At 46.7% G+C, this 13576-nt stretch carries 12 protein-coding genes and 2 pseudogenes; 5 read left to right on the forward strand and 9 right to left on the reverse strand.

Annotated features, from left to right (window positions below):
- Positions 1 to 27: 27 nt before the first annotated feature.
- A pseudogene (locus tag MKY48_RS17690) lies at positions 28 to 504 on the forward strand (ester cyclase).
- Between the two features lie 86 nt (positions 505 to 590).
- On the opposite strand, the gene MKY48_RS17695 reads toward MKY48_RS17690, so the two are convergent.
- The 3 genes and pseudogenes from MKY48_RS17695 to MKY48_RS17705 all read right to left on the reverse strand — a co-directional run.
- Positions 591 to 899 (reverse strand): hypothetical protein, encoded by a 309-nt coding sequence (locus MKY48_RS17695; protein ID WP_339290113.1) that lies wholly within the window; start codon positions 897 to 899, stop codon positions 591 to 593.
- A gap of 333 nt (positions 900 to 1232) precedes the next feature.
- Positions 1233 to 1715 carry a GNAT family N-acetyltransferase gene (locus MKY48_RS17700; RefSeq protein WP_339290115.1) on the reverse strand — a complete coding sequence of 161 codons (483 nt, stop codon included), beginning with the start codon at positions 1713 to 1715 and terminating at the stop codon, positions 1233 to 1235.
- Between the two features lie 180 nt (positions 1716 to 1895).
- Positions 1896 to 2073: pseudogene (locus tag MKY48_RS17705) on the reverse strand (GNAT family N-acetyltransferase); the annotation flags it as partial.
- Positions 2074 to 2328: 255 nt separating this feature from the next.
- On the opposite strand from MKY48_RS17705, the gene MKY48_RS17710 reads away from it, so the two are divergent.
- The gene (locus tag MKY48_RS17710; RefSeq protein ID WP_339265062.1) at positions 2329 to 3099 is read left to right on the forward strand and encodes an ANT(4')-I family aminoglycoside nucleotidyltransferase; all 771 of its coding nucleotides are present in this window, start codon (positions 2329 to 2331) and stop codon (positions 3097 to 3099) included.
- Between the two features lie 140 nt (positions 3100 to 3239).
- On the opposite strand, the gene MKY48_RS17715 is transcribed toward MKY48_RS17710, so the two are convergent.
- The 4 genes from MKY48_RS17715 to MKY48_RS17730 all read right to left on the reverse strand — a co-directional run bounded on the left by MKY48_RS17715 (position 3240) and on the right by MKY48_RS17730 (position 5569).
- Positions 3240 to 3536: a putative quinol monooxygenase gene (locus tag MKY48_RS17715; protein WP_339273549.1), complete on the reverse strand. Its 297-nt coding sequence runs from the start codon at positions 3534 to 3536 to the stop codon at positions 3240 to 3242.
- Between the two features lie 10 nt (positions 3537 to 3546).
- Complete coding sequence (locus tag MKY48_RS17720) at positions 3547 to 4185, reverse strand: nitroreductase family protein (RefSeq protein ID WP_339265063.1); 639 nt, start codon at positions 4183 to 4185, stop codon at positions 3547 to 3549.
- A gap of 27 nt (positions 4186 to 4212) precedes the next feature.
- Positions 4213 to 4671: a MarR family transcriptional regulator gene (locus tag MKY48_RS17725; RefSeq protein ID WP_076321469.1), complete on the reverse strand. Its 459-nt coding sequence runs from the start codon at positions 4669 to 4671 to the stop codon at positions 4213 to 4215.
- A 211-nt stretch (positions 4672 to 4882) separates the two neighbouring features.
- Positions 4883 to 5569, reverse strand: a complete 687-nt coding sequence (locus MKY48_RS17730) for an endonuclease/exonuclease/phosphatase family protein (RefSeq protein ID WP_339290116.1) — start codon at positions 5567 to 5569, stop codon at positions 4883 to 4885.
- Positions 5570 to 6019: 450 nt separating this feature from the next.
- On the opposite strand from MKY48_RS17730, the gene MKY48_RS17735 reads away from it, so the two are divergent.
- On the forward strand, positions 6020 to 7171 hold the full coding sequence (locus MKY48_RS17735; protein ID WP_339265067.1) for a lyase family protein: 1152 nt from the start codon (positions 6020 to 6022) through the stop codon (positions 7169 to 7171).
- A 312-nt stretch (positions 7172 to 7483) separates the two neighbouring features.
- Here MKY48_RS17735 and rpoN read toward each other — a convergent pair whose 3' ends face one another.
- Positions 7484 to 8794, reverse strand: a complete 1311-nt coding sequence (gene rpoN, locus MKY48_RS17740; protein WP_339290117.1) for an RNA polymerase factor sigma-54 — start codon at positions 8792 to 8794, stop codon at positions 7484 to 7486.
- Between the two features lie 142 nt (positions 8795 to 8936).
- Positions 8937 to 10484 carry an L-glutamate gamma-semialdehyde dehydrogenase gene (gene pruA / locus MKY48_RS17745; RefSeq protein ID WP_339290118.1) on the reverse strand — a complete coding sequence of 516 codons (1548 nt, stop codon included), beginning with the start codon at positions 10482 to 10484 and terminating at the stop codon, positions 8937 to 8939.
- Between the two features lie 191 nt (positions 10485 to 10675).
- Between pruA and MKY48_RS17750 the strand changes: the two genes are divergently transcribed.
- Positions 10676 to 11596 (forward strand): proline dehydrogenase family protein, encoded by a 921-nt coding sequence (locus MKY48_RS17750; protein ID WP_339290119.1) that lies wholly within the window; start codon positions 10676 to 10678, stop codon positions 11594 to 11596.
- An 85-nt stretch (positions 11597 to 11681) separates the two neighbouring features.
- On the forward strand, positions 11682 to 13421 hold the full coding sequence (locus tag MKY48_RS17755; protein ID WP_339290121.1) for a sigma 54-interacting transcriptional regulator: 1740 nt from the start codon (positions 11682 to 11684) through the stop codon (positions 13419 to 13421).
- The last annotated feature ends 155 nt before the right edge of the window (positions 13422 to 13576 follow it).

A 13576-nucleotide genomic window follows, 5' to 3' on the forward strand; every position in this document is an offset into this window, starting at 1 on the left:
AACCCATTCATGAGGAGATGTTTAAGTATGAAAACGTTGGAACAAACCAATGTGGAGACGGTAAACCAATTTATCGAGGCATTTTGGAATCAGAGTGAATTGGAGTCTGTGGATCGATTTCTGACTGACGATTATCAAGAGCTCTCTTATCAATCCAAGGAAGGCCTAAAAAAATTCGCTGCAACGATCTTGGAGGCATTTCCCTATAAACGCTACACCGTGGAAGAGATCATCGGTCAGGGGGATAAGGTGCTCGTAAGAATGACTGTGTAAGGCACACATCAAGGCATGTTCTTTGGAACCGCGCCCACGGGCAATACGATTGATGTCACGCTTTACCGTCAATATCGCGTTGTGGACGGCAAGATCGCCGAGCATCGGGGCTGGATCGAATGGTGTCCATGTGGAGCCAAATTCGGGGCAACTAACTTCCGTAAAATACAACGCTTCACATACTACCGACCCAAAACTGGGTCGGTTATGTGTTGTAATGAAAGATCATAGAGACAGAATTAGAGCCTTACTACTTGCCCTTTGTTTTGGGACGCTTCTCATCTAGTTAGATATTCATCTAATCGGCAATAAAGACATTACCCTTCCACGATATCTGCCCGAAGATCAGTTGCAATTTCGATCATGAGGGGTACGATTTCTTGATGGGAGACGGCTACATACAACTCCCCCATATAGTGTCTGAATGGAATAAGGGCTTCTCCCTGTTTCCACATAAAGAAATCCCCTTCTATAGACATAGTGCTTTCCTCCCCTTTCACAGTCAGCACCGTCTGATAAGTAAAATCAGCTTTGGATGAAAAATAAGCTTGGCATTCTTCCAATGAAATCTCTTGACCACTTGAGTTTGGTTGCATGGATCTCGTAATTCGATAACGTTGATTCATAAATATCCTCCAAAAATAAAATGACCTTGTATCCTCCAATACATTAATTGTTAAGCTGGTCTCTGTCAATTGAGTTGGATGACTCCGACTAAGCAACCTATTGGGTCGTGGCGAACTTGCGAGTGATGTTCCTATACTTTGTCTGTGATATGCCTTTTTTAACCGTAAACTGATTGATAAAGTAAGTGTCATACTCAAATCCGGTAGCGCGTGCAATTTCATCAAGCTTCATACCGGTATGAGTTAAAAGATCACAGGCAACTTTCAACGATGTGAAAACAAATAACCCATTGCTGTATGTCCGCATGTTTCCTGGAACTGTTTATTAAGAGTTCATGAGAATGACTTACACCATACAAACATATTTCCAAGTTCTTGAAAGCCAACCCTCGTGCAGACGCGCATCGCGTCATCCGGTTCAGGTTCCAGCGTCCACATCCCCCCATGATTAATGTAGAGCTTGCTGACGCCGACTTCTTTCAAGCGGCGCATGCACTCGAATAAGAGGTTTGTTGCCAATCCCCTTCTTCGATGCGTCGGAGCCGTTCCGAACGGTTCGATAATCGCGATGTTGTTCTCGCGATCGAGCCAGATATTTGCAAAGCCGACGACTGTATTCGCCTCGTCTAGTATAACCAAGTCGAAATCCTGACTGTACGTTGGACAGGACATCAAACGGCGGTAAATATTCATATCCGGCGCAGTCAACCCTGCTGAACCGCTCATGATCATAACCTTTTGCTCAATATTACCCATCTTAATCGGACGAACCTTGAACCCCTCGGGAAAACGAGGCTCGTGATTCGCAGTTTCCAAATCGATTACTCCGGAATACATGTACCATGTATGCTGCTCGTATCCCCTTGCCTTCAGCGTAATATGCGACTTATCATGATACCAATTTTTGACTAACGATATATGTTTTTGTCCTCCGTTTTTGACAAGAACATATATCGTTAAAAAAACAAAAAGCCGCAACTATGCGGCACCGTGTCCTCTATAATGCTTGTCAACTTTGATATCTTCGACATAGGCATATTTGTTCCAATTTCTTTTTATAACAATTTATCCAACGACTTTGATTATTTACGAGCGCTAAGTAAATGATTTTATGCGGATTGTCGATATAGCTCGAATGATCCTGAACCGTATCTTCTTCAATCGGTTCATCATCGGGGCCTAATTTTAGCCTTTTTAAAATTTTCTAGTTAATTGTACAATCATTAGATAGCAGATTCTACCATTTGTTATTCGTTAAGACTCCACTCAACACCTTGTAATAATAATTTTCATTGGGTACAATTTCCATATGAAAACATTGTGGGAGGAAATATAATGCATCCAAAAAAAGTCCCCCGTTAAGCCCGAGGTCCTCCATCCATGTGTTAGTAGCTTACCACCCAAATAATTCAAAGGGAGATGCACGCTAATGCACATGAATGGACCTGTGAATATTTCTCGAACCGAAAGACTTCAAACCTGCCACGACATTGCTTCGAGATTACACGAGGTTTACGGAGAAAAAATCCTAGCCATTGGGGTCTATGGTTCTGTTTCCAGAGGTACGGACGGCCCTTACTCGGACATTGAGATGTTTTGCGTTCTAAATGAATCCAATGAGTCCGTAGACTTTAGCTATGAATGGTCTGCTGGGCCTTGGAAAGCAGAAGTGAACGTCTGTAGTGCAGACGTTCTCATTAAGGTCGCCTCTACGGTTGAAGGAGACTGGCCATTGACGCATGGGCCATTCTTTTCCCAGCTTTGCCTGTATGACCCTGAGGGCTTTTTTCCAAGATTAAAGGAAGCTGCAGAGTCACCTACAAAGGAAGATTTTCGACATGCAATCCATGAAGTCCTTGTAGGGGAAATGTACGAATTTGTTGGAAAACTAAGAAATGTAAGTCTAAATGGACCTCATACCTATTTGCCTTATTTGGCAGTGGAATTTGCCCAATATGGAGCTATGTTAGTCGGGTTACACAACCAAAAGCTTTACTCTACTGGCTCCATGGTTCTACCGGAAGCCTTGAAACTGCCTGGTCGTCCAGAAGGATTCGACAATGTTCTGCGAATGGTTATGTCTGGAGAATTAGCAAATCCCTCCAGTGTTGTTTCAGCCTGTGAAAATTTCTGGAATGGCATTGTGAAATGGGCAACCGAGCATAACTACTCAATCCATTCTAAACGATTTCCATTCTGATTCGCATTTTAAACGTACTTATGATATAGGCTCTCCAAAGCTCGCTTTTATAAGGGTATAGGAATATCTCTTCGATCATAACTGGCACAAAAAAAGGTCAATCCTCTGGGATCGACCTTTTTTTGACTTTAGATCTTTAATTATTTTCTAATAGGCTGACCTGTAAGAGCTTGAACCTGTAACGGAGCTGTCAAGTATTTTGGAGCATTAGCTACGAACGCCTGAAAATGGCTGCTTGCATTGTGAGCCCCTACTGCTTCTTCATCTTTCCATTGTTCAACCATCATATATGTGTCATCCTGATCTGTATCCTTTAGGAGTTTATACGACACATTCCCTGCCTCCGCGCGGGATGACGCAATAAGTTCTTGTATGGACTCCAGAAATTCCGCTTCTACTTCACGGTTTACTTTCATTTCTGCATGAATAATAATCATAGTCATAACCTCACTTCCAATCCGCAATACGGTCAATAGGCAGACGAGTTGTTCTACGTGCCTCTTTAGCAGCTTTACCTACAGATATGAGCATAACCGGTACATAACGTTCCTTTTCCATACCAAATGCTTCCGCAATTCGGGATTTGTCATATCCACCAATCGGGTTTGTATCATATCCACGGGCACGAGCAGAAAGCATGAGCTGCATGGATACCAAGCCGCTATCAATAAGAATCATTTCGCGAAAAGCTTGTGCTGGTATACGTGCAAAAAGATCAGTATAGTTAGCCATCAGTTGATCTTTAATCTCTTGCGGCAAATAGCCTCTTTCCACAGCAGTACCCATAATTTCGTCAGCATTATCAAATGCGTTCATATCTCCGAAAACGGCAATGACTGCAGAGGAAGTTGTAACTTGCGTTTTGTTACCTGGTGCAAGCTCTTCAAGCGTCGCTTTACCTTCTGGGCTATCAACGACAAGAAATCTCCAAGGCTGAAGATTAACGGAAGATGGTGCCAAAGTTGCTTCTTCCAAAATCTCAGTCATTTCCTCACGGCTGATTTTAACCGCTGGATCGTACACACGCACAGAGCGACGGGAGGTAATTATTTCTTTATAATCATTGATTAGGGATGTTACAGTCATGATAGTCTCTCCTTTAATCTCTATAAGTTAATTGGTCTTACTAGATTCTTTCATCTGTTGAATCTGGCTGTTCAGCTTCTGCAGCACTTGAACAAACGCAAGTCGTTCTGATTCTGTAAGGTCTGCCTGCAGGGCCTCCATAAATCGATCTTTCTCCGCTCTAAACGTTGCTACTTTTCTCTTGCCTTCTTCGGTTAGCTGAACTAACGTAATCCGGTTGTCATTCTCACATCTGGTTCGCAGAAGCATTCCTTCCGCTTCCAACTGCTGAACATGCCGGGTCACCGCAGCAGGATCAATAGACACTGCCTTCTGCAGATCCGATTGGCTAATTTGGCCCCCCGTCAGTTTGCATAGGAGTTCGAGCCGATTGGGACTAACTCCAGCACAACGTTCAAACCGGGTCGCTATATGCTTGTTTAAATGCATTAGCAAGTACAGCAGGTCTTCTGTATGACATGTAGAGATGATAAATACCTCCTTCAATTCATTGACTCGTCAATAATTGATGGGTCAATCATATATCTTTATTTACAGAAAATCAAGTCCCCTTGCAGAAAATAAGACCGACAAAGATTCCGTTCAGGGAAGTTCATCGGTCTATTCAGTAATTTTAATTACTTAGCTTCTACACCTGGATGAGGTTCATTTCTTCGTGGATAAACACAAAGTCTTTATGACAGATCATCCCAATCTCTTACTGCCAGCGAAGTTCTGCAATGACCGGATAATGATCCGACGCGTCGTAAGGAATAACCCTGGCTGTGGCCAGTTCTGTCGGCATGTTTACAAAGATGTGATCGATCTCCTTACCATTTTCCATGGTAGGCAGGTTGTTCTGAAGCGTGACTTTTGTCCATCGGGCGTTCAACCGTTTCATGAAAGGATCGTCCATCTCCATATTAAAGTCCCCGGCCAGGATCGTCGGTTGTTCCAGTTTCTCTAAAGCATTCCAAAGAATTGGGTTCTGTTTTATCCGTTCTTTCATATGTACCCCCAAATGGGTATTTACTACTGTAACCACGTCTTCATTGATTTGCAGTTTTACCATTAAGATGCTCCTTCTCTCTTTAGACCCGCCAATATACTGAATTTCTTTTGAAATTATCGGATAGTGGCTTAAAATAGCGTTTCCATATTGAAAAATAATGAGATTAACGCTAGAAGAGAAACAAGCGTGCATCCCGAGCTGTTTAGCCAGCCTTTTCAGCTGATCTCGAAAGCCGCTTCGGGGCAGAAAACGGTCCACCCCTTGCAATGCAACAATATCCGGTTGGACTTTTGTGATCACTTCCGCTATGCGGCTCAAACTTGCTTTCCCATCTAATCCTTTTCCGTGCCGTATGCTGTAGGACATCACTTTCAGATTGATGTTGTTATCCATATGAATCACCTTTTCCATTTTATCTATCTAACCTTCGTGTAGTTTACAATGGATATAAAAGTTAATGATCAGATGAAGCGATGAAATCTAACAGCAGGCTTAGCCCTGGAACCCTTTGTTATTTTTTCACAAAATGTGAATATTCATAAGTTCCAATTAATGTTAATAACGCTATATTTAAACTACTATCCTTTTACCCTAAATAAGAACGGAAACTGATCGTGAATATTCTTACAACAACAGAATCAACCTTTTCAACAAACATATCCAGGGGCATCATGCAGCGGTCGCTATTTGCCATTAAATAAGGCCGGATAGCATACTCTGATGTATGTCGTTTTATAATTTCATACTCATATCTCGAAGAATCCCATCTTGATGGCACGAAAATTGCTTATTATCCCTATAAGGAAATGACGACACAACATTTTCGAAAGGGATGAGATGATGATGTTAAGAATTGAACGGGACAAGAATGGAGAGGTCAACGTGCCCTCCCATGCATACTACGGTGTGGAGACGATGCGCGCTGCCGGAGAATATCCCACTGTGAACGCTCGTGTCCATAGCGAATTTATTAAGGCTTTGGCTTCCGTCAAAAGCGCTACCGTACGTGCAGGCATAGAGCATAGCATCGTGCCGGAGCGAATCGGAAATCTCATTATGAAGGCGACGGATGAAATCATGGATGGAAAGCATTCGGAGCAATTTATTACAGATTATATCCATGGTTCTTCAAGCAATATCCTGAATGTGAATATGAACGAGGTCCTTGCCAACCGGGCACTGGAGCTGATGCTTGAGGATAAAGGAAACTATGCGGTGGTTGATCCAGACATTCACGTGAACGGCCCTCATACAGCCGATTGGATCATTTCGACTACGCTAAATGTCGCCGCCCATCAATCTTCGCACAAGTTAATCACAGCCATCGAGGGATTAAAGTATCGATTATGGATGGCAAAAGAACTTCTCGAGGGACAACGTCCGGCCGATTCCGCGGATTCTGTTATGATGGTGTCGACACGACTGATCCGTTTTTTCAGGGAATCCGCGAAGCAGCTGCAGCTCGATGCGACGGCGCTCACGGAAGCCGCCTCCCGATTAAAGAGCATCCGGATCGCTTCCGCACCGGATGCTGCCATGCCCCATTCGTATTGCGAATTAACGGAGAGAACCGTCTCTTACTTAAGGCAAATTACTCGTACTGATTATTTTGCAGCAAGTCACTACCAAGATTCTTCTTCCGTCAGCAAAAGCGCCTATGCAGACCTTTCATCGGTTCTGAAAACATTGGCTGTTAATCTGTTCAAGCTATGCTGCGATATTCGGAACGCCTTTATGAGTGAGAAGGATATGAATCCGCCGAACCGCATTTACTATGAATCGGCTGGATTTTTGCATCAGGTCTGTATGCAGGTTATTGGATATGACCATATCATCAATCTCGCCGAGGAAGCCGGGATGCCTGATGACGACACCGTTCCTCCGGTAATCCTCTACCATTTAATGGAGTCGCTTGACATTATGATGAAGGGAATCGGATCGTTTGCAAGTTCGCTGACACGAGAGCAGAATGATGCCGATACAACAGCCGACTGAAGGAAAATAACGCACCGCCTCAGGAGTATTGAAAATCGAATAGGCGGCTACTAATAGTTGAGTAGCCGCCCTTCCACACCACCGTACGTAAGTTCGGTATACGGCGGTTCAATCGCTTAAGCGCAAGTTACGCATGCGCTCGTACTGCGCAGGAAAGTCATAATATCCTGCCTGTGCGAGCTTTTTATTTGTAATCGAACGCTGTAATATCGCGCTTACGGCTATATATATAGATTTTCATCTCCGAGTTATCGCCCATGCTTGGCGGAACCAAGTAAGGGTGTCTCGGAAACCTATCCGAGACACCCTTTTCTATCTGCGCTTGCGGAATGAGGAGGGCATAATCTGCATTTGTTCCCGATACTTCGCAACCGTTCTGCGAGACAGCCGGATTCCCTCCGCTCGCAGCATATCCGCCATATACTGGTCCGAATAGGGAATGTTTTTATTTTCGGCGTCGATAAGCTCCTTGATTCGGGCTTTAACACTCCGGGAGGATACACCGCTACCGCCCGTCGTCGATAGTCTAGCGGAGAAAAAATATTTCAGAGGGAGCACACCATGCGGCGTAAGTACGAATTTACCGTTCACCGCCCGGCTAACGGTCGATTCATGCAGGTCCAGTTTGGTGGATATCGTATTCATCTTCATCGGTGCAATTCCCTTAATTCCTTCAAGCAGAAACTGTCGCTGCTCCTCCATAATGGCATTGACGACCCTCATCAGCGTCCGGTTCCTCTTCTCCAAGCTCCGAACCAGCCAACGGGCAGATCGGACGCAGCTGCTCAAATACGAAGTGGCTTCGGCTGATCCCCGCAACTTAACCCATTCTCGGGAGGAGTTGTTAATGGAGAGCTTGGGGAGATTTTCCGGATGGATCGACACTATGAAGCCACCCTCATAGTATTCGACGATCGCATCCGGAACGATATACTCTGGCTCTAACGAGGCATACGCCAGCCCCGGACGAGGATTTAATCCGCGAATATATTCCGATGCCGTCCTTGCCGTCTCCAAGGGTATGTTCAAAGCCATTGCGATCTTCTCCAGCTTCCCGTATGCCAGCTCCGACATATACCGGTCTGCGACTTCATACGCATACGGAGCGGCCGCCGGATCTCTAATAATCTGCAGCAGCAGGCATTCACTCAAATCTCTGCAGCCGACACCGGCAGGCTCTAACGATTGCAATGCCTCATGGGCGGTCCGAATAAGCTCTTCTGATACGTCAAGCTTCCTTCTGATTTCGGTGATCGGGATATCCAGATATCCGTCATCCCTTAGATTCCCCGCCATAAATGCCGCAATTCGGTATACCTCCCTTGGCAAGGGGAGCATACGCAGTTGGCTCCTAAGCCTTGACTCCAACGTGTCCTGCGACTGCCTTGCGTTCCATAATGGGTCCATCTCGTACCCAGTGCTGATTGTGGCCCTTCTCCTGTAGCCATAAGCGTCGTAATCCCGTCTGAATTCGAGTTCAAGGACCGGGTTTTCAGCTTCCTGCTCCTGTAAATACCGGACCAGGTCTTCGGCGGACATGGTTAATATATGAATCGATTGCTTTAGTTCAGGAGTTATTGCCAGCTTCGTGCTTTGGTCTTGCACTAATTGATAGCTCAGCAACAGATTCTCCTCCTCCCGCAGGCTCTCTTCAATGAATATACTGTTCCCTCTTGACTATACTCAAAAACATTCGAAATGAACATCATGATTTCGTGTCTAATATTTTAGACTATATATGTTGAGCGTTTTGATGTTCATCCTGCTAGAAGCGCTCAGCTACCAGCTTTGCCTGCGTAAACAACAGCAAATAATCCCGACCGCCGGCTTTTGAATCCGTGCCTGACATATTAAATCCGCCGAACGGATGCGTTCCGACCAAGGCGCCAGTGCATTTGCGATTGAAATACAGATTGCCAACGAAAAGTTCGCGTCTTGCCTTCTCCAGATTCGGCCCGCTACGAGAAATGACGGCACCGGTCAAGCCATAATCCGTATTGTTGGCATACGCCACCGCCTCATCAAAGGTTTTCGCCTTCGTGAATGTAACTACCGGACCGAATATTTCTTCCCGCGAAATCCGGGCATTCGGGTCTACATCCGCGAAAATCGTCGGTTTGATGAAGAATCCGTTCGGATCTCCTGTGCCGCCACCAAGGACCAAGCGTCCTTCCTGTTTTCCGATTTCGATATACTCCTGGATTTTGAGGTATGCCTTTTCATCAATAACAGGACCTACATCGGTTGCGGCGGCTGCCGGGACACCCATTACCAGCTGACTTGCCCGCTCCACTACACGCTGCAGCACGATGTCGTAGACTTTCTCATGGACGATAGCCCTGGAACAAGCCGAACACTTCTGCCCGGAGAAACCGAAGGCGGACAGCGTTATGGCGTCCACCGCCAGATCGAGGTCTGCATCCTGATCAACGATGATCGCATCTTTGCCGCCCATTTCCGCAATGACACGTTTGATCCATTTTTGCCCAGGCTGCGTCTTGGCTGCCCGTTCATTGATGCGGAGTCCAACATCGCGGGAGCCTGTAAAGCTGACGAAACGGGTCAGTGGGTGGTCAACAAGGTAATCGCCGACCTCTCCACCCGGTCCAGGAACGAAGTTGACGACGCCTGACGGCAACCCCACCTCTTTGAGCAGTGCCATAAATTTGGCAGCGATGACAGGTGTTGGACTGGCCGGTTTAAGGACGACGGTATTCCCGGATACAACGGCAGCCATCGTCATGCCTGCCATAATGGCCAATGGAAAGTTCCATGGCGGAATGATGATACCGACGCCTAAAGGCAGATAATACAGCTCATTCTCTTCTTCCTGGCTAACCGTTAATGGCTGCGGCTGGCTAAGTCGCTGTATCTCGCGTCCATAGAACTCCAGGAAATCGATCGCCTCCGCCGTTTCAACATCCGCTTCTACCCGGGTCTTCCCAGCCTCAAATGTCATCAAGGCGGAAAACTCATGTCTGCGCCGGCGCAAAATAGCTGCTGCCCGGAATAAATAACGTGCACGCTCATTCGGATCAGTCCGCTTCCAAGTCTCAAATGCAGCTGCAGCCGCCTGCATTGCCTGCTCCGCATATTGTATATTCGCCTGAGATACGATACCGACCACCTGAGCTTTATTCGCAGGGTTAATGGAGACGGCTTTGTGCTCAGTCATGATGCGCTCACCTCCGATGATTAGCGGATACTCTTTGCCAAGTCCTGCCTCCGTCTGCTCAAGTACACGGTCATATTCCGCATTGTTACGCTCATCCTTAAAGTTAACAAACGACTCGTTCCTGAATTCAGTTCTCATAATTATTACCCACCCTTTTCGTGTGATTTGGGTAGAATCGTCAAAATTCTATTCCACCGGTCCTCTTGAATAATAAGCAATTATCGTGCCAACTGTGCTTGTTTCTTTCGACTGGAACGATTTTTGCTTGCAGTTAAACCTGGTAAAGATTCATTGCACGAGCAATGACAGCCTGAAAGGAGAAATCAACCGTGGATAGTACTGAACTCTATCGAAAAGTATTATTATCAGTTTCCGGCAATAAACTGGTCGAGCATCTTGCCCTTCGGTACGGCCGTAAATTAGCATCTAAATTCATTGCAGGTAACAGCTTGAAGGAAGCGTTGGATGAAATTGAGAGGTTGAACGAGAAAGGGATCATCGTCACATTGGATCATCTGGGGGAGGGGATCACACAGTTATCGGAAGCTGCAGGCTACAGAGAGGAATATATACGCTTAATTAATGGGATCGCCATGCGGAAGGTGAACTCCAACGTATCACTGAAGCCAACGCAGATGGGCTTGGCCCTTGATCCGGAAGCATGCTATAGCAACATTCGGGACATCGTCATCCAAGCTGAACAAGATAACAATTTTGTACGGATCGATATGGAGGATTCCCCCTTTAAACAAGCGACAATCGATATCGTTCTTCGCCTTCACGGGGAGGGATTAACCAATGTCGGGACTGTGATCCAAGCCTACTTGCTGCGTTCACGCGAAGATGTGAAGCGATTGATTGAAGCTGGTGTAAACCTCCGTCTCGTAAAAGGAGCGTACAAGGAGCCGGCATCCGTTGCCTATCAGCAAATGAGCGAAGTCATCGATAACTTCAAAGACCTCATTCAAATGCACCTTGACCAAGGCGTGTACACCGCCATTGCCTCGCATGATGATCGCATCATCGATTGGGTCAAGGGATATGCTCTTAAGAATGGCATCCCGAACGATGCCTACGAATTCCAGATGTTGTACGGCCTGCGAATGAACGACCAGGCGCAATTGGCGAAGGAAGGCTACCGAATCCGCTGCTATATGCCCTACGGCAGCATGTGGTACCCGTACTACACCCGACGGCTGGCTGAAAAGCCTGCTAATCTATGGATGGTCGTCAAAAATATGTTTAAATGATTTACACCGGAAAACAGGCCCGGTATAATGGCCCTAGTACCAAATTGTAAGCATTTACATTTCCCATAAAATAGGGGGCAATCGAATGAAGCATCTATTGCCGGCCGTGGAGCATTTCATCCGCACGGACTGCATAATTGTAGATCTGACCGACCTTGTAGCCATCCGGGGTGCACGGATGGCCGCCGAGTTCACCCCTGTTTTTGTCAGGGATGAGTCCGGTCAATATGCACTGCTGCCTGTATCGGCAGCCGAAACCATTCTGAATGTTCAAGATATCCTGATCAACGTCAAGACAGTAAACACAGATGATCCGGTAACGAAAGTCTCTGCTGCCTTCAACTCTTGTTCATTGGCGATCGTTCTTAACGACGGCAAGGCTGTCGGTTACCTTTCCGCACAAGATGTTATGGATACGGTGGTGCAGGCTCACCGGGTGCTGGAGGCTTATTTTGCAACAACGCTGGATACCTTGGACCCGGACGTTGCCATTACGCTGATTGACGAGGAAGGATGTGTAGCCGTCTGGACGTCAGGAGCGGAGCATATATTCTCCATTCCGAAAGACGATATCATCGGCAAGCCTGCTTCGGATTTCTTTCCCGTCGATCGTCTGCAGTCTCTTCGCACGCTCGAAACCGGCCAGCCCGCCCATAAAATGCAGCATCGGCCGCGGCACGACCTGTTCGTCCTAATTAATTCGAATCCGGTTACTCTCGAGGATCGGATTATTGGCGCCGTTGCGGCGGAATCAGACCTGACCACCCAAATGCGGCTGCATCAAGAGCTGCTGCAGATGACAAGCAAGGTCCATCATCTTCAGAAGGAAGTGGCCCTGCTGAACCCTGCGGCAGACCCATTTCAGCATATCAAGGGAACGAGCCGCGCGATTAAACACAGTATCGAAACGATCAAGAAGATCAGTTCGACAAAAGCGACGGTGCTTATCCTGGGTGAGAGCGGTACCGGAAAAGAATTATTCGCGAAGGCGATCCACGAGTCCCGCGAGTCGATGAACGCCCCCTTCATTGCAATCAATTGCGGAGCCATACCAGCCGCACTGTTCGAGAGCGAATTATTTGGCTACGAACGGGGCGCTTTCTCAGGTGCAGACCCGAAAGGGAAGAAAGGGAAGATCGAACTGGCCCGCGGCGGCACCCTATTCCTTGACGAGATCGGAGAAATGCCTCTTGATCTTCAGGTCAAGCTGCTGCGCGTGCTCCAAGAACGGAGTTACTTCCCGGTCGGCGGCACGAAGTTGCTGCAGGCCGACTGCCGGATTATCGCGGCCACAAACCGTGATTTGAAGCGGATGATTGATGACGGTAGCTTTCGCGAGGACCTATATTACCGGCTAAACGTCGTAACTTTGGAGGTTCCCCCCTTACGCGCCCGCAAAGAAGATATTTACGAGCTTACACAGTCCTTTCTTCACGAATTCTCGCTCGTTTATGGCCGCCATATCCATTCGTTTACGCCGGAGGTATTCGAGGATTTGCTTCATTACGATTGGCCTGGCAACATCCGCGAGCTGCGCAACACCATTGAGCGCCTCGTCATCTTCTCTACCGAAGGAGAGATTCGGCGCGAATATTTGCCAGACCATATTTATTCCGGCGATAAGAGTCCGCAGCCGGGAGAGGATGTTGGTGCAAGCACCGCACCCATCAACGGTGCTACATACCAGGCTAGGCTTGACGAGTACGAGCGGAACCTAATGCGTGAGGCGCTTGAAGCGGTCAACGGGAACAAGTACACGCTGGCGAAGCAGCTCGGCATTTCGCGGGCTACGCTCTACAATAAGCTCAAACGGCTGAAACTGTGAAATTAGCTTGGATGGACGAATGTCTAATATTTTGGACACTTCAATTTTGAATGTCTAAAATTGCATACATAATGGAATTATCAGCCAATTATGAATCATACACGCTTGTACCTTGCTTTTCTCACGGACTTCCATCGTATTGATCTGTTCATTAT

The organism is Paenibacillus sp. FSL W8-0187 (genome assembly GCF_037969755.1).
In the GTDB taxonomy this organism is placed as follows: Bacteria; Bacillota; Bacilli; order Paenibacillales; family Paenibacillaceae; genus Paenibacillus_AQ.

Bases quoted from the DNA above. Each gene is read 5' to 3' on its own strand.
- MKY48_RS17730 (WP_339290116.1), bottom strand. From the start codon at position 5,569: ATGGATAACAACATCAATCTGAAAGTGATGTCCTACAGCATACGGCAC.
- pruA (WP_339290118.1), bottom strand. From the start codon at position 10,484: ATGAGAACTGAATTCAGGAACGAGTCGTTTGTTAACTTTAAGGATGAG.
- MKY48_RS17735 (WP_339265067.1), top strand. From the start codon at position 6,020: ATGTTAAGAATTGAACGGGACAAGAATGGAGAGGTCAACGTGCCCTCC.
- MKY48_RS17695 (WP_339290113.1), bottom strand. From the start codon at position 899: ATGAATCAACGTTATCGAATTACGAGATCCATGCAACCAAACTCAAGT.
- MKY48_RS17755 (WP_339290121.1), top strand. From the start codon at position 11,682: ATGAAGCATCTATTGCCGGCCGTGGAGCATTTCATCCGCACGGACTGC.
- MKY48_RS17715 (WP_339273549.1), bottom strand. From the start codon at position 3,536: ATGATTATTATTCATGCAGAAATGAAAGTAAACCGTGAAGTAGAAGCG.
- MKY48_RS17710 (WP_339265062.1), top strand. From the start codon at position 2,329: ATGCACATGAATGGACCTGTGAATATTTCTCGAACCGAAAGACTTCAA.
- MKY48_RS17720 (WP_339265063.1), bottom strand. From the start codon at position 4,185: ATGACTGTAACATCCCTAATCAATGATTATAAAGAAATAATTACCTCC.